At 67.0% G+C, this 18,676-nt stretch carries 15 protein-coding genes; 7 read left to right on the plus strand and 8 right to left on the minus strand.

From position 1 onward, the window contains the following. Positions 1-2 precede the first annotated feature (2 nt). From LPB04_RS01630 to LPB04_RS01650, 5 genes are all read right to left on the minus strand, one after another. Positions 3-557 (minus strand): c-type cytochrome, encoded by a 555-nt coding sequence (locus LPB04_RS01630; RefSeq protein WP_193687079.1) that lies wholly within the window; start codon positions 555-557, stop codon positions 3-5. After that, positions 554-1,357: a substrate-binding domain-containing protein gene (locus tag LPB04_RS01635; protein WP_193687080.1), complete on the minus strand. Its 804-nt coding sequence runs from the start codon at positions 1,355-1,357 to the stop codon at positions 554-556. Before LPB04_RS01635 ends, LPB04_RS01630 begins: the two co-directional genes overlap by 4 nt. Next, positions 1,338-3,125: a methanol/ethanol family PQQ-dependent dehydrogenase gene (locus tag LPB04_RS01640; RefSeq protein WP_193687081.1), complete on the minus strand. Its 1,788-nt coding sequence runs from the start codon at positions 3,123-3,125 to the stop codon at positions 1,338-1,340. The genes LPB04_RS01635 and LPB04_RS01640 overlap by 20 nt, the downstream gene beginning before the upstream one ends. 175 nt (positions 3,126-3,300) lie before the next feature. Continuing rightward, positions 3,301-4,176 carry a DUF3494 domain-containing protein gene (locus LPB04_RS01645; protein WP_193687082.1) on the minus strand — a complete coding sequence of 292 codons (876 nt, stop codon included), beginning with the start codon at positions 4,174-4,176 and terminating at the stop codon, positions 3,301-3,303. Between the two features lie 220 nt (positions 4,177-4,396). After that, positions 4,397-5,287, minus strand: a complete 891-nt coding sequence (locus tag LPB04_RS01650; RefSeq protein WP_193687083.1) for a LysR family transcriptional regulator — start codon at positions 5,285-5,287, stop codon at positions 4,397-4,399. A gap of 234 nt (positions 5,288-5,521) precedes the next feature. Between LPB04_RS01650 and LPB04_RS01655 the strand changes: the two genes are divergently transcribed. The 6 genes from LPB04_RS01655 (at position 5,522) to LPB04_RS01680 (ending at position 12,441) form a co-directional block, all read left to right on the plus strand. Then, a complete protein-coding gene (locus LPB04_RS01655) occupies positions 5,522-6,217 on the plus strand; it encodes an RraA family protein (protein ID WP_193687084.1) in 696 nt (231 codons plus the stop codon). Further along, positions 6,211-7,143: a hydroxyacid dehydrogenase gene (locus LPB04_RS01660; RefSeq protein ID WP_193688825.1), complete on the plus strand. Its 933-nt coding sequence runs from the start codon at positions 6,211-6,213 to the stop codon at positions 7,141-7,143. Before LPB04_RS01655 ends, LPB04_RS01660 begins: the two co-directional genes overlap by 7 nt. A 52-nt stretch (positions 7,144-7,195) precedes the next feature. Then, a complete protein-coding gene (locus LPB04_RS01665; protein ID WP_193687085.1) occupies positions 7,196-8,518 on the plus strand; it encodes an MFS transporter in 1,323 nt (440 codons plus the stop codon). 46 nt (positions 8,519-8,564) lie between these two features. Next, positions 8,565-9,536, plus strand: a complete 972-nt coding sequence (locus LPB04_RS01670; RefSeq protein WP_193687086.1) for a Bug family tripartite tricarboxylate transporter substrate binding protein — start codon at positions 8,565-8,567, stop codon at positions 9,534-9,536. Positions 9,537-9,680: 144 nt separating this feature from the next. Beyond that, positions 9,681-10,733 carry a porin gene (locus LPB04_RS01675; RefSeq protein WP_193687087.1) on the plus strand — a complete coding sequence of 351 codons (1,053 nt, stop codon included), beginning with the start codon at positions 9,681-9,683 and terminating at the stop codon, positions 10,731-10,733. A gap of 100 nt (positions 10,734-10,833) precedes the next feature. Then, positions 10,834-12,441 (plus strand): MFS transporter, encoded by a 1,608-nt coding sequence (locus LPB04_RS01680; RefSeq protein WP_193687088.1) that lies wholly within the window; start codon positions 10,834-10,836, stop codon positions 12,439-12,441. Positions 12,442-12,447: 6 nt separating this feature from the next. Here the strand turns inward: LPB04_RS01680 and LPB04_RS01685 are convergent, their stop codons facing one another. After that, positions 12,448-13,434: a tripartite tricarboxylate transporter substrate binding protein gene (locus tag LPB04_RS01685; protein WP_193688826.1), complete on the minus strand. Its 987-nt coding sequence runs from the start codon at positions 13,432-13,434 to the stop codon at positions 12,448-12,450. Positions 13,435-13,625: 191 nt separating this feature from the next. Between LPB04_RS01685 and LPB04_RS01690 the strand changes: the two genes are divergently transcribed. Further along, positions 13,626-15,125 (plus strand): CitMHS family transporter, encoded by a 1,500-nt coding sequence (locus LPB04_RS01690; protein WP_193687089.1) that lies wholly within the window; start codon positions 13,626-13,628, stop codon positions 15,123-15,125. Positions 15,126-15,189: 64 nt separating this feature from the next. Here LPB04_RS01690 and LPB04_RS01695 read toward each other — a convergent pair whose 3' ends face one another. Together LPB04_RS01695 and LPB04_RS01700 are read right to left on the minus strand one after the other, a co-directional pair. Further along, a complete protein-coding gene (locus tag LPB04_RS01695; protein ID WP_193687090.1) occupies positions 15,190-16,146 on the minus strand; it encodes an IS1595 family transposase in 957 nt (318 codons plus the stop codon). A gap of 98 nt (positions 16,147-16,244) precedes the next feature. Continuing rightward, positions 16,245-18,674: a hybrid sensor histidine kinase/response regulator gene (locus tag LPB04_RS01700; protein WP_227496723.1), complete on the minus strand. Its 2,430-nt coding sequence runs from the start codon at positions 18,672-18,674 to the stop codon at positions 16,245-16,247. Positions 18,675-18,676 lie beyond the last annotated feature (2 nt).

The raw sequence follows: 18,676 nt of genomic DNA on the forward strand, positions 1-18,676 counted from the left end.
GCTCATCCCTTCGGCGTCGCGGCAGCGTCGGCGGCGTCTTTCGGCTCGGCCTTCTCGCGCCGGCCTTCGGGCGGCGCGGTCTGGAATTCGTCGCTGCGCGAAGGCGCCGCATCTTCCCTCACCTGCCCGCTCATCGAGCGTACATAGGCGACCAGCTGCCACACCTGTTCGTTGGTGAGGTGGCCGCCGAAGGCCGGCATGCCGTTCGGTCGCCCCTGCACGATGGTGGCGTAGATGTTCGCCGGCTCGCTGCCGTAGCTCCATTTGTCGTCCATCAGGGCCGGCCCCATGCCGCCGCCGCCCTGGCCATGGCAACCGCTGCAATTAAATTTGCGGAACATCGATTTGCCTTGCGAGAGCGCATAGGCGTTCTCCTCGTAGCCGTTCGGGACGGCGGCCGCGATCCGCTTCGCGCCCGGCTCGATCTCGCTCTGGCGCACGGCCGACACGGTCGCGTCGCGCGGTTCCGCCGGTGCCGGCGGATTCGGGCGCTCCTCGCGGTAGCAGCCTGCCAGGCCGGCCAGCAAGGCCAGCATCAAACACACCGGTGCCTTCATCGCCCCTCCCCTTTGTCCGTGCGCGGCACGTGGTATTGCGCCAGGATGCCGTCGATCTCGCCCTGCCTGCGCGTGAGGACGCCCTCGAGTTCGGCCAGCAGCGCCTTGTTGCCGCGCTTGACGCCGAGCGCCACGTCGAATTCGAAGGGTTCCGGCGTGCCGGCCGGCGGCCTGGCGATGCTCACCTTTAAAGGCAGCTGTGCGCGCGCGGCGAACCAGCCGGCCTGCGGCCCCCACAGCAAGGCGGCATCGATCTCGCCGGAGTCGACCGCGTGCACCATGCGCTCTGCGGCCGGGCCGTCGCCGAAAATCGTAAAACCGGTGACGTTCGCGGTCGCGCCGGCACGCGAGAGCGCGTGCCCGGCGGGCGTGGCCGCCATGTCGTTGCCGATCAGTTGCACGCCGATGCGCCGTTCGCGGATCGCGGGACTGCCGAAATCGGGCACCGGGTCCGCCCTGCGCGTCACAAACACATAGGCCGAGCGGTAATACGGCCTGGTCGTGGCGACGCGCTCGAAATCGGCCGGCACGCCGATCAGCAGGTCGCACATGCCGGCGCCGATCGTGCGCCGCACGAAACCGCGGCGTTGCGGCCACCAGTCGTATTCCAGCGTGGCGTGCAGGTCCTGCGCGATCAGTTCGGCGATCTTGTTTTCGAAGCCGGCGCCTTCCTGGTTCGAGTACGGCAGGTTGTCGGGATCGGCGCAGACCCGCAACTGGCGCGGCTCGAAGGCCTGCGCTTCCGCACCCAGGGCCAACGCGGCCGCCGCAAACAACAGCTTACGGAAGGGCGAAGACATACAGCATCCCTCCCTTGGCGGTGTATTTCGGCAGGTCGCGGGTCAGGTTGATCATGCCGGTGGCCGCCGTGCCGTCGCGCGGATCGATCTCGCCGGCGACGATGGTGCCGGCCCAGCCGCCGATCCCCGACAGCACCGCGACGTACTGCTTGCCGTCCGGCCCGCGGTAGGACACCGGCTGGCCGATGATCCCGGAACCCACCTTGTACTGCCACAGCAGCTTGCCGGTCTTGCCGTCGAGGCCCTTGAACCAGCCGTCCATGGTGCCGTAGAAGACGACGTCGCCGGCGGTGGCGAGCGCGCCGCTCCAGACCGGGAAGTTTTCCTTGATGCTCCAGACCTTCTTGCGCGCGACCGGGTCCCAGGCCGCGAATTCGCCGCGGTGGCCGCCCGGACCGGCGTATTGCTTGATGCTGGCGCCGACATAGGGCGTGCCGGCGATATAGCTGGTCTCGAAGGTCTCCGCATCCTGGCAGATGTTCTGCATCGGCAGGTACAGCAGCTTCGTGCGCGGCGACCAGGCGGACGGTTGCCAGTCCTTCGCGCCCGACGAGGCCGGGCAGATGTCGCGCACCGCCTTGCCCGCCTGCGGGTCCTTGGCCGGGTTGTAGACCAGCTTGCCGGTCTGGAGGTCGACCCGGGTGCTGGTCGTAATCGTGGCGTAGGGACTCGCCGAGAGCACCTGGCCGCTCGCGCGGTCGAGCACATACAGATAGCCGTTGCGGTCCGGGTGCAGGATCACCTTGCGCTGCTTGCCGTCGATCGGCATCTCGGCCAGCACGTTCTCGTTGACGCCGTCGTAGTCGTGCAGATCGTGCGGGCTCCACTGGTAGTACCAGACCGCCTCCCCGGTGTCCGGCTTGCGCGCGAAGATCCCGGAGGTCCACTTGTTGTCGCCGGGCCGCTGCTCCGGATTCCAGGGTCCCGGATTGCCGGTGCCGTAATACACCAGGTCGGTCTCGGGATCGTAGGTGAGGAAGCCCCAGACCGTGCCGCCGCCGATCTTCCAGCTGTCGCCGGGCCAGCTGCGCGTGCCCAGGTCCTTGCCGCGGTCCTGCGCATAGAAGGGTTTGAACGAGGGCCCGATCAGGACTTCCTTGTCGGGGCCGGTGCTGTAGGCGCGCCAGGCGATCTTGCCGGTGTTGGCGTCGAGCGCCGTGAGCCAGCCGCGCACGCCCAGTTCGCCGCCGCTGTTTCCGACCAGGACCTTGCCCTTGACCACGATCGGCGCCATGGTGACGGTTTCGCCCTTGTCGATGCTGCCCAGCCGCGTGCGCCAGAGCTCCTTGCCGGTGGCGGCGTCGAGGGCGATCGTGTCCATGTCGAGGGTATTGAAAAAGATCTTGCCGTCGGCGTAGACGAGGCCTCGGTTGACCACGTCGCAGCAGGCCACGCCCTGCGCGCTGGCGCGCGGCTTGGGATCGTATTTCCACTTCTGCGGTGCGCCGGGTTTCGTCAGGTCGAGCGCATAAACCAGGTTCGGATAGGGCGTGACGATGAACATCGTGTTGTCCGCCACCACCGGCGCCGCTTCATGGCCGCGCAGCACGCCGGTCGAGAAGGTGAACGCGAGGCTGAGTTTATTCAGGTTGGCCGGGGTGATCTCCCCCAGCGGGCTGAAGCGCGTGTTGCCGTAGTCGTGGGCGACCATGCGCCAGTCGCCGTCGGCAGCCGCAGCCGCAGCAGGTTCAGCCGCGAATGCCGGCGCGGTGGCGCCTGCCAGGAGAGTCAGGGCTGCAAGAGTGAGGGCTGAAAGAGTCGCTTTCATTGACTGCCTTATCCGGAGATCGGTGAAGCTGCGAATAAGGAAATTGTATTGAGATGTAAGCGGCCCGATTGTGCGGCATTTAACTCTGCCGTAGTGAAACTTGCAATTGAAATATAGGTTTTCTATCGTCCCGGCCGGGACGATGCCGAGGACGGTATCGAGACCGCCCTCTCGCTCAGGCGGCGGCTGTTTTCAGCCCGGCACGCCGGCCGCGCCGCAATACGCCGACCGTGCACAGGCCCAGTGCGAACAAGGCCAGGCTGGCCGGCTCCGGTACGTCGGACGGCGGCAGGACGGCCACGCCGAAACCGCCGTAGCCACCGCTGCCGTAGTCACCGCCCAGGCTGGTCGGGGAATAGGCATTGCAGTCGTTGGAAACGGTGTTGCCGATCATCGTGACCGCCGCCCCCAGCGCCAGCGCCCGTCCGCACGCAATGCTGGAAGCGGACCCGAAACTCACGCTTTGCTGGGCCAGGATATTTCCCGCAAAAACGGCATCCGCGCCCAGGGTGGCCGAGCTGCCCACCTGGAAGTAGATCCCGTTGGTGCTGGTGCCGTTGAGCACGTTGACGAAGGAATTCGCCGCCGTGATCAGCGTGCTGCCGATCTGGAAGACGATGACGCCGTTCGGGTCGTTGGCAAAATCGATCGTCATGCCGCCGGTCAGTGCCGCCGACGACGAGAAACGATAGACGCCTGAACCAAGCACGCCGACGCTGCCGAGATCCTGGCCGCTCAGGTCGATACCGCCGGCCAGGGCCGCAAGCCGCTCGTACGATGAGCGCGCATCGGCCTGTGCCCGGACCGCAATCGCATCGGTCTGGTGGATGGCGCCGCCCGAGGCGAAGGTGACGCTGTCGGTACCGGTGATCGACGAACCAGGTGCGACGCCCAGGTCGCCGTGCAGCGTGGTGGCGTTGGTGTTCGTGACCGTTTCAGCCCCCAGCACGGCAAATTGCTGGGCGCCCCCGAGGAAAGGCAGTACGCCGGCATTCGCGGAACCGCAGGCCAGTGCCAGCATCAGCGGCAGGATCAATTTGTTGGTGTTCATGTTCTCTCCAGGTGTTTGTCTCATCAATGCCATGCCACGACCCATGCCGTGCGGGCTACACCTGAAGAGAATTGCATTTATTGCAATAATATTAACATCAAAACACCCCACTCGCCGTTCAGCTCAGCAATATTTACGTAAACTGCCCAATGTTCGTTTCCGAACGGAAGCGCAGGCATGGGGCGGCGGCGCCCACGGCCGGCAAGCTTGCTTGCCCTGCTCAGTCCAGCAGCGTGGCGCCCCGGGTGCGCAAGAACGCCGAGATGCGTTGCATGACCGGGGAAATATAGCCTGTCCTCCTGTAGGTCAGGCCCAGGCGGCGGCGCATCGTCGTCTCGGGCAGCTCGACTTCGCGCAGGTCCGCACTGGCCGAGCGCAGGTTGAAGCGCGTGACAAAGCCCAGCAGGTGGGTCTTCTCCAGGATCGGCAGGATCATGTTCAGGACATTCGATTCGATCTGGATCTGCGGGCGCGCCAGGCCGTTGCGCTCGAAGGTCTGGTCGAGGAACTGGCGGGTCGCCACGCCGGGCGCCGGCAGGATCCATTTGTAGTCCAGCAGGTCGCGCAAGGCATACTCGCCCTGGAAGATGCGGTGGTTGCTGGCGGCCATCACCACGACCACGTCCTCGGCGAACTGTTCGGATTCGAGCTCCTCGTCGGCGTCGACCACCGGCCCCACCACCAAGTCGAGCTGCCCCTCGCGCAGCGCGCGCAGGATCGGGTCGTTCATGGCCACCATCAGCTCCACCTTCACCTCGGGCGCCTCGGCCAGCAAATCCTGGAACACGGACGGCATCAGGTGCTGGGCGAGCGTCGGCACGCAACCGATGCGGATCGTGCCGCGCAGCCCGCTCGCGTGCTCCTGCAGCTCGCGCGACGTATCCTCGACCATGATCGCCAGGCGCCGCGCGCGCGCCAGCAGCGCCGTTCCCGCTGCCGTCAGGCGCATGTGGCGGCCGCTCTTTTCGAACAGCTGGGCGCCGAGGTCCGCCTCGAGCCGGTCGATGCATTTGGTGAGCGCCGGCTGGGTGCGGAACAGGCGCTCGGCGGCGCGCCCCAGGTTGCCTTCGGTAGCGATCACCTCGAAGTAACGCAAGTCGCGGAAGTCCATGAACTATTCCTGAAAGTTTAAGAATTCAAAAAATAAGTGAATATACATTATAGATTGGCCTTCCTATACTCGAATCCATACCAAACCACGTGCCGCCACAGGCAGGACACGGGAACAAGACGGAGACACGCACTACCCGCAGCATTGCACCAATCGGTGCGGCTGCCTCCTGTCGATACGCCCGTGTACAGCACCTGTTGGCACGCCGCTCCACTCCATCGACAAGGATCCAGCATGAGCCAGTTTTCCCTCCCTGAAGTCATCCGCGATTTCGACCGCGTCGACCCCGCCCTGGTCAAGGCAGCTGCCCAGTACCAGGCCTCGATCCTGGCCGACGTGGCCGGCCGCCGCGGCACCCTGTGCAGCCGCGTGGCGCCGCTGTCCCCCAGCATGCGCATCGCCGGCCCGGCCCTGACGGTCGAAGTGCGCCCCGGCGACAACCTCATGATCCACGCCGCCATGTCGCTTGCAAAACCGGGCGACGTGCTCGTCATCGACGGCAAGGGCGACGAGACCTGCGCCCTGATGGGCGAGATCATGGTGTCGCAGTGCATGGCCCTGGGCCTGGCCGGCGTCGTCGTCTACGGCTCGGTGCGCGACACGGAAGCCATCCGCGAACTCGGCTTCCCGGTATTCGCCGTCGGCGCCAACCCGAACGGCCCGACGAAAGTGGTGCCGGGCCGCGTCAACTGGCCGGTCTCGCTCGGCGGCGCGGTCGTCAACCCCGGTGACCTGGTCGTGGCCGACGCCGACGGCGTGGTCGTGGTCGAAACCAGCAAGGCCGGCCTCGTGGTCGAACTGGCGGCGAAAAAAGTAGCCGACGAAACGGCGCGCCTGGAAGGCATCCGCAGCGGCGCCCAGCTGCGCCCGACCTGGCTCGACGAAGCCCTGCGCAAGGCGGGCGTCGTGATGGAAGGAGCCGCATCGTGAGCGATAAAAAAGAAGTCATCCTCGTCACCGGCGCCGACTTGGCCCCGCAAGCGGTCGCCCTGCTGTCGGACTTCGAGATCGTCTACGCCGGCAAGGAGTGCCCGGAAGACGCGCTCGAAGCGCTGTGCCGCCAGTTCGAACCGGTCGCCATGATCGTGCGCTACGGCCGCATCTCGGAGCGGGTGATTGCCGCCTCCCCCAAACTGCGCGTGATCTCGAAGCATGGCACCGGCATCGACAACATCGATTCCAACGCCGCCAAGGCGCGCGGCATCGTGGTCCGTGCCGCGACCGGCGCCAACGCCCCGGCCGTTGCCGAACACACCTGGGCCCTGATCCTGGCCTGCGCCAAGAACGTGGTGCAGCTGGACGGCCGCATGCGTGCCGGCCATTGGGACAAGGCCACCCATAAAAGCCTGGAGCTGAAGGGCCGCACGCTGGGCCTGGTCGGCCTGGGCGCCATCGGCCGCCGCGTCGCCGACGTCGGCACGGCGCTGGGCATGCGCGTGATCGCCTACGATCCGTTCGCAACAAGTGTGCCGGAAGGGATCGAGCGCCGCGAACTGGCGGAAGTGATTTCCACCTCCGACGTGCTGTCGCTGCACTGCCCGCTCACCGCGGACAACGCGAAGATGATCAACGCCCAGACCCTCGCCACCATGCGCGACGGCGCGATCGTCGTGAATACCGCACGCGGCGGCCTGATCGACGAAGCGGCGCTGGCCGAAGCCCTCACCAGCGGCAAGCTGCGCGCGGCGGGACTCGACAGCTTCCAGGTCGAGCCCTTCACCGCCGGCCACGCCTTTACCGGCCTGGCCAATGCGATCCTGACGCCGCACATCGGCGGCGTGACATCGGATGCGTATATCGGCATGGGCACTGGCGCGGCGCGCAACATCCTGGACGAGCTGGCCGTCACGGCATAAGGCGATGCGCCCCACGGGGTGCATCGCCGAATCGGAATTTTGGAGGAAGACAATGACTACAACGAGAGACGACGCGCGCCTGGAAAAGGAGACCGTCAGCAAGGTCACCTGGCGCCTGATGCCATTCCTGATCGTGTGCTACCTGCTGGCCTTTATCGACCGCGGCAACATCGGCATGGCGGCCCTGCAGATGAACAAGGATATCGGCATCACGCCGCAAATCTTCGGCTTCGCCAGCAGCCTGTTCTTCATCGCCTATTTCTTCTTCGAGGTGCCCAGCAACCTGGCCCTGCAGAAGTTCGGCGCCCGCAAATGGATCGCCCGCATCATGATCACCTGGGGCCTGGTCTCGGCCGGCAATGCGCTGGTACAGGGCGCCCCCTCGCTCTACTTCCTGCGCTTCCTGCTGGGCGCGGCCGAAGCGGGCTTCTTCCCCGGCGTCATGCTCTACATGACCTACTGGATTCCCTCCGCCTACCGCGCCCGCTTCGTGGCCGTGTTCATGGTGGCGATCCCGATGGCCAGCTTCATCGGCTCGCCCATTTCCGCCCTGCTGCTGCAGGCCGACGGCGTACTCGGCCTGCGCGGCTGGCAGTGGCTGTTCATCCTCGAAGGCCTGCCGACGGTCGTCATGGGAATCGTCTGCCTGTTCTTCCTGACCGATCGTCCGGAACAGGCCAAATGGCTCAGCACCGAGCAACGCGACTGGCTGTCGGCGCGCATGGAGCGCGAACGCAGCGAGAAGAAGGCCGGCGCCCACGTCCCGCTCTGGAAGCTGTTCCGCAGCAAGGAAGTGCTCGGCATGGCCCTGGTCTGCTCGACCGCCTCCGCCGCCGGCACCGTGCTCGGCGTCTGGCAGCCGCAACTGATCAAGTCCTTCGGCCTGACCGTCATGCAGACCGGCCTGCTCAATTCGGTGCCCTACGCCGTGGCCGCGGTCCTGATGGTCCTGTGGGGCCGCCACTCCGACCGCAAGGGCGAACGCCGCTGGCATACCGTGATCCCGCTGGCCATGATTGCCGTCGGCATGCTCGGCACCCTGTTCATCAAGTCGCTGCCGCTCACCATCATGCTCTTGACCTTCGTGCTGGTCGGCGCCTATTCGTTCAAGGGCCCGTTCTGGGCGCTGAGCACCGGCTGGCTGTCGACGGGTTCGGCCGCGGCCGGGCTGGCAGGCATCAACGCGGCATCCAACCTGATCGGCGGCGGCCTGATGGTCAACGTCTACGGCTGGATCAAGACCGCCACCGGCAGCTATGCATTGGCCCTGGCGCCGATCGCGCTGCTGGCCATCATGAGCATCACGGTGCTGCTTTCCCTGAGCCGCCAGGCGCAGCCGGCAGCACCCGCAGCAGGCAGCAAGATCGCGGCATAAGACCGCGCACCACAGTTCGCCCACGATTGATAACAACGGAGACCGCATGAACACACTTACCCGCAGCATCCTTACCCTGGCCCTGCTTGGGACCAGCGCGCTGGCCTCGGCCGGGGAGGCCTGGCCGAAACAGCCGATCCGCCTGGTGGTCCCCTTTCCGCCGGGAGGCGGTACCGACATCATCGCCCGCGTCGTCGGCAACAAGCTGACCGAGACGCGCAAGTGGGTGATCGTGGTCGACAACCGTCCCGGCGCCGGCGGCAACATCGGCATGGACCTGGTCGCCAAGTCGAAACCCGACGGCTACACGATCGGCCTGGGACAGACCTCGAACCTGGCGGTCAACCCGACCCTGTACACGAAACTGCCCTACGATCCGGTCAAGGATTTCGCGCCGGTCAGCACCGTCGCCGACGCGCCGCTGGTGCTGGTCGTGGCCAGCAACTCGCCGTACAAGACCCTGGCCGACGTGGTCGCCGCCGCCAAGGCCAAGCCCGGCCAGATCACCCTGGCCACGCCCGGCAACGGCACGGTCGCCCACCTGACCGGAGAGTTGTTCCAGAAGGCGGCCCACATCGACCTGCAGCACGTGCCGTATAAAGGCTCGTCGCAGGCCATCACCGACCTGCTGGGCGGCTCGGTCCAGGTCTTCATGTCCTCGGTGCCGACGGCGCTGTCGCAGATCCGCGGCGGCACCATGCGCGCCCTGGCGGTGACCTCCTCGAAGCGGGCGGACGACCTGCCGAACGTCCCGACGATCAACGAATCGGGCTACAAGGGTTTTGACGCGCGCACCTGGTTCGGCATGGTCGCGCCGGCCGGCACCCCGCCGGCCATCGTCGCCGAGCTGAACGCCGAGATCAACAAGGTGCTGGCGATGCCGGAAGTGCGCAAGAAAATCACCGTCGAAGGCGGCGACGTAATGGGCGGAACCCCCGAGCAGTTCAGCAACCTGATCAAGACCGAAATCCCGCGCTGGGGCAAGGTCGTCAAGGATTCCGGCGCCCGCATCGACTGAGATGCCTGACCGGTTTCACCCCGCCCGCCACCGCGCGGGCGCATTCCTGAAAAAAACCATCCGCAGCTTACGCGGAGGACCCGTGCCGGTCCGTCCCTTCCCGGGACGTGCCGGCGCGCCCACGACAACATGGAGACAAACCAGATGAACAAGACTTGCCTGACCCTCGCCCTCGCCACCCTTGCCGCCACCAATGCCTGCGCCGAATCGAGCGTCACGGTCTACGGATCGATCGACGCCAGCATGCGTTACCAGACCAATGTGGACGCCGCCGGCAACGGCATGTGGAACGTCGCATCGGGGAATTACTATTCCAACCGCCTCGGTTTCCGCGGCGTGGAAGACCTGGGCGGCGGCCTGAAGGCCCGCTTCACCCTGGAGACCGGCTTCGCCAGCGACACCGGCGCCCTCGACAACACCAACAACGTACTGTTCAACCGTACCGCCTCGGTCGGGCTCAGCGGCGCCTGGGGCAGTATCGACGTCGGCCGCATGTACACGCTTGGCTTCCGCACCGAAAAATTCCTCGACCCGTTCGACCACCACTACACCCCGATCGTGCCCCTGTCCTCGGGCGCCGGCACCACCCTGCCGGCCGCGGCCAGGACCGCCGGCCTCAGTGCGAGCGCCTCGTCCGGCACGCGCTTCAACAACAATATCGAGTATTCGAAATCCATGGGACCGCTGACCGTGCGCGCCGAACTGGCGGCCGGCGAGGTGGCGGGCGACAGCAGCCGCGGTGCAGCCCAGGCCGTCGCATTCTCCTACGACAACAAGGCCCTGCTGCTGGCCGGCGCCTACACCCACAAGGAAACCCCGACCGGCTTCGCCAACCGCGCCTGGGTCGCCGGCGCCGGCTACAACATCGGGAACACCACGGTCAAGGTCGCCCACTCGCGCGAAGAACAGGATGCCGGCGCCGTCGACTACCGCAACCAGATCACCTGGGCGGGCGCCACCTATCAGGCGACGCCGGCCCTCGACCTCACCCTGGCCTTCTACCACACGCGCTACAACGGCCCGGCCGCAGCCGAAGGCAAGCGCGACCTGCTGCTGTTCGGCGCCAGCTATGCGCTCAGCAAGCGCACCAACCTGTACGCCGAACTCGACCTGAACCGCTACGACGGCGCCCTGCTCCCGGCGACCGGCAAGGAACGCCAGCGCGGCGCTTCGGTCGGCATCAACCACCTGTTCTGAGGCCCCATGCGGCGGCGACCGGCTCCTTGCTGGCCGGTTGCGCCGGCATGGCGGCCGGTTTCGTTATACTGGCTTACCTGTTCAGCAAGGTGGTCTGCCCATGCCCGCTTCCGCGTCTCCCGATTCCCCGACTCCGGCGCCTTCCGTGCCGGCCTCGCTGGCACCCCTGCTTCACCCCACCTTCCGCATGCTGTGGAGCGCCTGGTTCGCCGCCAACCTGTGCATGTGGATGAACGACGTGGCCGCAGCCTGGATGATGACCTCGCTCACCAGGGACCCGATCTGGATCGCCCTGGTGCAAACCGCGTCGACGCTGCCCGTCTTCCTGCTCGGCCTGCCCAGCGGCGCACTGGCCGACAACGTCGACCGGCGCCGCTATTTCATCCTGACCCAGTTCTGGGTCGCCGCCGTGGCGGTCGCCACCTGCCTCGCCGTCCTTTCCGGCGGCATGACGGCGCCGCTCCTGCTGCTGCTCACTTTTACAAACGGCATCGGCCTGGCGATGCGCTGGCCCGTGTTTGCCGCCATCGTGCCGGAACTGGTGACGCGCGCCCAGCTGCCGGCGGCGCTGGCCCTGAACGGGGTCGCCATGAACGCCTCGCGCATCGCCGGTCCGCTGATCGCCGGCGCCATCATCGCCAGCCTGGGCACGGTGTACGTGTTCGTCCTGAACGCGCTGCTCTCGGTCGCCACCGGCTTCGTGATCATGCGCTGGCGCCGCGAGCACGTGCCGAATCCTCTGGGGCGCGAACCGCTGCGCAGCGCAATCCGGGTCGGCGTCCAGTTCGTGCTGCAGTCCGCGCGCGTCAAGGCGGTGCTGGCGCGCATCGCCGTGTTCTTCTTCCACTCGACCGCCGTGCTGGCCCTGCTGCCGCTGGTGGCGCGCAACCTGAATGGCGACGCCGCCACCTTCACCCTGCTGCTGGCCTCGATGGGCAGCGGCGCCATCGTCGCCGTGCTGTTCCTGCCGCGCCTGCGCCAGGCCATGACGCGCGATACGCTGGTGCGCAATGGCGCCCTGCTGCATGCGGCGATGACGCTGACCGTCGCGCTGAGCGGCCACCTGGTGCTCTCGATGGCGGCCATGCTGTTGTCGGGCGTGGCCTGGATCACGACCGCGAATTCGCTGAGCGTGTCGATCCAGCTGGCCCTGCCCGACTGGGTCCGTGCGCGCGGGATGGCGATCTACCAGATGGCCCTGATGGGCGCGAGCGCGCTGGGCGCCGCGGCCTGGGGCCAGTGGGCGAGCATCGACAGCGTGCAAAACAGCCTGATCATCGCGGCAATGAGCGGCGCGATCGCGATGCCGGTGGTGCTGCGCCTGGTGCGCGACCCGGGCCAGGTCGAGAACCTGGCGCCTGGTGTCCCTTTCAGCGTGCCGGTTGCCGAGCGCACGCCCGAGCAGGGCCGCATCGTGATCGCGATTACCTACCGCATCGATCCGGCGCGCGCGGACGCGTTCCTCGCCGTGATGCAGGAAAGCCGGCGCAGCCGCCTGGCCCAGGGCGCCCTGCGCTGGGAATTGCTGCAGGACCTGAACACGCCGGGGGAATATGTCGAGCAGATCGTCGACGTCTCCTGGACCGAGCACCTGCGCCGGGTCCAGCGCATCACGCAGGCCGATGTCGCCCTGCGCGAACGCAAGTTCGCCTTCCATATCGGAGAAGAGCCGCCGCGGCTGACCCGGCGCCTCGTGCTGGCGCCGTGAGCGAGGCTAGTGCGGCCGTGTCAGGTTGAACTGCTCCGCCTGCCGGTCGTAATTCGCGACGGCCTGCTTCACGTAGCGGGTCAGCGCATCGCCGGTCAGCGCGAACGGATATAGCCCGGCCTGCGTACGCATCCGCTCGAACTCGGGCTGCGTCTCCATGCCGGCAAAAGCGGCGACCCAGCGCCGGTAGTCCTTCTCCGGCACGTCCGCCCCCATGTACACGCCGCGAATCACCGGCCACACCGCATCGTAGCCCTGCTCGCGCGCGGTCGGCACGTTTGCCAGCACGCCCGGCAGGCGGTGTTCGGACAACACGGCCAGCACCCTCACCTTGCCAGGGTTGAGCAGGGCCTCGGAGACGTCGCCCGAAATCGCCTGGACATAGCCCGCCTCCATGGCGATGAATTGCTCGCCGCCGCCCTCCAGCGCAACGAAGCGCATCTTGCGCGGATCGAGGCCGGCCTGGCGCGCCAGCAGCGCCATCTTCATCCAGTCCTGGCTGCCGATGGTGCCGGACATGCCGATCAGGACCCGCTTCGGCTCGCGCCGCATCGCCTTCAACAGCTCGCCCAGCGTGCGGTAGGGAGAATTGGCCGGCACGGCGATCATGCCGTAGTCGGCGGCAAAGGCCGCGACCCAGCGCACGTCGTCGACGCTGGCCTTGCCGAACTTGCCGCGCGCCAGGTTCAGCACCGAGCCGCCTGAAAACGCGACCAGGGTATTCGGCTCGCCGCGCCGTTGCGACACCAGGGTGTGCCAGGCCACGGCGCCGACCCCGCCGGGGAGATAGCTCAGCTTCAAGGGGGGGCCGCCCGCCGCATCCTGCAGGGCCTTGCGGGCCAGCTTGCAGGTCAGGTCCATGGCGCCGCCCGGTTTCGAGGGAACCAGACACTCGGCGTCGGCGGCGTTCGCAGCATGCGCCGCGGCGGCCGGCAGGCAGCCCAGCGCCAGGATCGGCAACAGGAGATTACGCAGGATGTTCACGGTGCCCATCATAGCCGGGACGCCTGCACGGTGCACGGCCGCACTCTTGCGGTGCGCTGGCAACGCGGTGAAAGCTGTTTGAAAGCTCCATACGCATATAGTTCACGCTGATAAGAGCAATACACAACCGTGATAACGAACTGTTTGGAGCGCCTGCCTGTCCTCGCAAGGGGAAGACGGCACTCCCGAGGAGAAAGAAGATGTTGACCGCCCTGGCCTATGCAATGATTGTCGTGTTCATGTTCCTGATCATGACCAAGCGCCTGCCTGCCCTGGTTGCCCTGATCGTCGTGCCGATTGCCTTCGGGCTGATCGGCGGCTTCGGCGCCGGACTCGGACCGATGATGCTCACCGGTATCAAGAACCTGGCGCCGACCGGCGTCATGCTGATGTTCGCGATCCTGTATTTCGGCGTCATGATCGATGCCGGCCTGTTCGATCCCGTCATCCGCCGCATCCTGGCGCTGGTGAAAGGCGATCCGATGAAGATCGTGGTCGGCACCGCAGCGCTGGCGATGTTCGTCTCGCTCGACGGCGACGGCGCCACCACCTACATGATCACGGTGTCGGCCATGCTGCCGCTGTACAAGCGCCTCGGCATGAGCCGCCTGGTCCTGGCCTGCGTGATCATGCTGGCCGGCGGCGTCTTCAACATCCTGCCATGGGGCGGCCCGACGGCGCGCGCCGCCAGCGCGCTGGGCGTGGACGTGAGCGAGATCTTCGTGCCGATGATTCTGCCGATGATCGTGACCATCGGCTGGGTCCTGTTCGTGGCTTATGTGCTGGGCAAGCGCGAACGCAATCGCATCGGCACGCTGCAGATGGAAGCGCAGGCCAATGCACCGCAGGCAGCCAATGACAGCCTCCTCAAGCCGGTGCTGGCCGAGATGGCCGTCGCGGGCCAGAAGGACGGCACCACCGGCCAGTGGCTGACGCCTGCAGGCGCCGCCGCCGCGGCCGGTGGTGCCGGTTTCGCCGAACAGCGCGGCGCCGCTGCGCCATCCCACCCGGCCGGCGCCGCCGCGTCGGCGCACAGCACCGCCGCAGAGTTCGCCGCCTCGAATGCAGCCACCGCCCGTCCGAAGCTGATCTGGGTGAACGCTGCGCTGACCGCGGTCCTGATGGGCCTGCTGATCAAGGGCGCCCTGCCGCTGCCGGTGCTGTTCATGATCTTCTTCGCCATCGCGCTGATGATCAATTATCCGAAGCTGCAGGACCAGAAAGAGCGCATCGCCGAACATGCGGCCAACGTGGTGCCGGTCGTTTCGCTGATCTTCGCCGCCGGTATTTTCGTCGGCATCCTGCAGGGCACCAAGATGGTCGATGCGATCGCCACCAGCGTCATCGCCGCCGTTCCGGCCTGGATGGGTCCCTACATGGCCATCGTCACCGGCGTGCTGAGCATCCCGTTCACCTTCTTCATCTCGAACGACGCCTTCTACTTCGGCGTGGTGCCGATCCTGGCCAAGGCCGCCGCCGTGTACGGCATCAGCGCCGCCGAAATCGGCCGCGCCTCGATCATCGGCCAGCCGGTGCACCTGCTCAGCCCACTGGTGGCCTCGACTTACCTGCTGGTCGGCATGTCGGAAGTCGAGTTCGGCGACCACCAGCGCTACACCCTGATCTGGTCGATCTCGGCCTCGCTGGTGATGCTGGCGGCGGCACTCGTCTTCGGCGTGATTCCGTTCATGGGCCACTGAACGCCGCGCTCCTTGAAAAGCCTGTTCCCTTCGCGGGAACAGGCTTTTTTTGGCGCTGTTCGCGTTAAGTGTGGAATACGCCGATTGCCGCTCGCAGCAAAGCCTCCGGCGTCTTGACGCGAGCGCCGTCGAGCGCCCAGCGCCAGCCGAGGTAGTTGCCGAGGTAACGGCTGGCAACCCCGCGAAACGGCTGTAGCCAGCCGCGCAGACGGCTGTGATAGGCGTTCACATTCTGGACGTGGATCGCGCCGCGCACCCGGATTCCTGCCTGCAAGTTCACCGCCTCATGGGTGATACCGGCTTCGCGCGCGAAATGCCGATACGCCGCATGGGCGTCCGTCACCAGCAACACGTCCGGCTCCAGCCGCACTTTCAGATGTTCGTGCAATTGCGCCCGCGTTACCGGCCCCTTGCCGGGGACCCAGTCGAGCGTCTGGCCGGTCCGGTCGCGTGCGACCAGGATGCACATCTGCTCGTTCGAAATGCCGCGTTTTGTCGCCTTTCCGCCGCGCTTGCGTGGAGGTCGATCGAGCGAGCGGGACCCTTTGTGTGATTCGAGCACATACATCTCGTCGGCCTCGGCGATCCCGGCCAGGCGCTGGGGCCGGTCGTTTTGAGTGAGCGCGAGAAAACGGTGGCGCCAGCGAAAGCTGGTGGCGCTGGCAACGCCGAGCTGCGCGGCGCTGCGCCGGATGCTGTGCGAGTCGAGCATGCCGCCCAGGTAATCGAGCCAGCGCCCTTTGTGGCGCAGGCGCGCCAGCGGCGTACCGGTGAGCGCGTTGCAGGTGCGCCCGCAAGCGCGGCAACGAAAGCGTTGCAGCCCGTTGGCGCGGCCGTGCTTGTGGAAGCGATTCGAGCCGCAACCGGGACAGGCAAGTTGCGGTGCTGCCGCCTGTTCGATGACGTCCACCGCCTGATCGCGCTTGACCGTCGGCAGCAGCAGGCCGAGCAGCCGTTCGCGCTGGCGCCGGGTCAGCGCGGCCAGGTTCTTCAGGAAGTGCTCGAACTTGCGTGCTTGCATGCGAACCTCCTCACGGGTGAAGTCCGGGTTGGACCTCAGCCGTTCAAGAAGATTCCACACTCAACGCGAACAGCGCCCTTTTTTTTCGGCCCGGCCGCCTACTGCAGCGAACTCAAAAATTCGCTGACCCGCGCCGGCGCAACCGGCTTGGTGAAGTGCTGGTCGAATCCGGCCTGCTTTGAACGCAGCAGGTCATCCTGTGCGCCCCAGCCCGACACGGCAACCAGGGTGCTCCCATGCAGCTCGGGCATCGCCCTGAGCGCGCGCGCCACCTCGTGGCCGCTCATGCCCGGCATGCCGATGTCGAGGAAGGCGACGTCGGGACGGAACTGCGCCGCGATCTCCAGTGCGGCCGGTCCATCGTGCGCGACCCGGACATCGTGACCGTACATCCCGAGCAGCGACGCGAGGGTGGCCGCGGCATCGACGTTGTCATCCGTGACCAGGATGCGGAAGAGTTTCGGCGCCGCGGGAGCGGCTGGTACGCCATCGTCGCCGCGGCCGGCGAGCGCGCCGGCCAGCTCCAGCGGCAGCCGCACGCTGAAGGTGCTGCCCTGTCCCGCGCCCGCGCTCGCCACGCTGACGGAACCGCCGTGCATCGTGACCAGCTGGCGCACGAGCGACAGGCCGATACCGAGGCCGCCCTGGGAGTGCGCCATGTTCTGACCGACCTGGCTGAACATGTCGAAGACCGACCCAAGCGATTCGGGCGGAATGCCGATCCCGTTGTCGACGACCGAGATGAGCGCTTCGCCGCCTTCGCGTTCGACGCTCAGCCTGATGGTGCCGCCCTGCGGCGTGTACTTCGCCGCATTCGTCAGCAGGTTGCCGATCACCTGGACGATGCGCGTGGCATCCGCGTTCACCGGCAGCGGCGCGGGGTGCAGCGTCAGGCTGAATGCATGGCGGCCTTTTTCGATCAGCGGCAGGCTGGCCTCGACCGCGTTCGAGACGATGCCCTTGAGGTCGTGCACTTCCTTCCTGAGCTCGAGTTTGCCGTTGGTCACGCGGGCGATGTCGAGCAGGTCGTCGATCAGGTGCGACAACTGCCTGACCTGGCGCTCGATGATCCCGCGCACGTTGACGACGACGTCCGCACTGCCCGCGCGCAGGCGCATGATCTCGAGGCCGGTCAGGATCGGCGCCAGCGGATTGCGCAGTTCGTGGGCGAGCACGGCGAGGAACTCGCTCAGGTTCTTGTTCGATCGCGCGACTTCGTCGAACAGGGCGCGCTGGTTCGCCTCGGACAGGCGCAGCGCCGCTTCGGTACGTTTGAAGGCATCGATGTTCATGACCACCGTGACCTGGCCGTCCGGCCTGCCATCGCTGCCCGCGAGCGGCACCGCGGCGATCTGGGTCCAGATCTCGCTGCCGTCGTCGCGGGTATAGAGCGCCTCGACACCGGGGACCACCCGTTCGCCGCGCAATGCGCGCGCACCCGCGAATTCCTCGCCGGCATATGACCGGCCATCGGGGTGCACGGCGCGCCAGCGCTCACGGCGGACGTCGTCGAACGAGGGCAGCACTTTGGTCGGCAAGTACTGGTGCATTTCCTGGTTCGACAGGCGCACCTTGCCTTCCTGGTCGGACACCGCAACGCCGACCGGCAAGGCCTCGAACACTGCCGACAGCATGCCCTGCGCCGCGTGCAGCGCCTGCTCCGCTTTCTTGCGGTCGCTGATATCGAGGACATTGCCGACGAATCCGAGGAAGTCGCCGGCCGCGGAAAAGCGGGGCCGGCCCGCATCGATGACCCAGCGGTAGCTGCCGTCGGCATGCAGCATCCTGTGTTCGAGGCTGAATTCCTTCTGCTGCGCGTTGGCGTCCGCGAAGTGGCGGCGCGCCGCCTCCCGGTCGTCCGGGTGGACCACCCCGGTCCAGCCGAAGCCGAGGCCCTCGTCCGGGCCTTGCCCGGTGAACGCATACCAGCCGCGCGACAGGAAGGAACAGCTGCCGTCGGCTTCCGTCACCCAGAGCATGGCCGGCGCCGCATCGGCGAATTCGAGGAAACGCGACTCGCTGCGCGCCAGTGCCCGCTGCGCGAGGTGACGCTGCAAGACGACGGCCGCCTGGTTGGCCGCCACGCCCAGCAACAGGCGCTCGTGATCGGAGGGGAAGCCGGGCCGGCGCGAACCGGCGACGATGCTGCCGATGTCGCCGCCAATGCCGAGCTGGACCAGGCTCACGCGCAGCGGCTGGCCGCCGGCCGGGTCGAGAACGCCTTCCAGCGCATCGCTGCCCGGTCCTGCCGCGTCCAGCGCCGTGCGCAGCGCCGCAAGCGCAAGATCGGCCGTCGCCTCCTGCCTGCTGCGCAGGGCATCGATCGCATCGTGCCCGCCGGGTTCGGCGACCCGGACATAGGCCAGGTCCAGGTCGAGCGTCGTCAACAGGACACCGGCCAGGCTCTTGACCACGCCCTCGGGCGCCAGCTCGCCCCAGATTGCCGGCAGGGTCGACAGGGCGACGAGGTCGCGCATGGTTTGCCGCAGGCGCGCCCCTTCCGGATCGTGTGCTGCCGGGATCTCCATGC

Source organism: Massilia litorea (genome assembly GCF_015101885.1).
In the GTDB taxonomy this organism is placed as follows: Bacteria; Pseudomonadota; Gammaproteobacteria; order Burkholderiales; family Burkholderiaceae_D; genus Telluria; species Telluria litorea.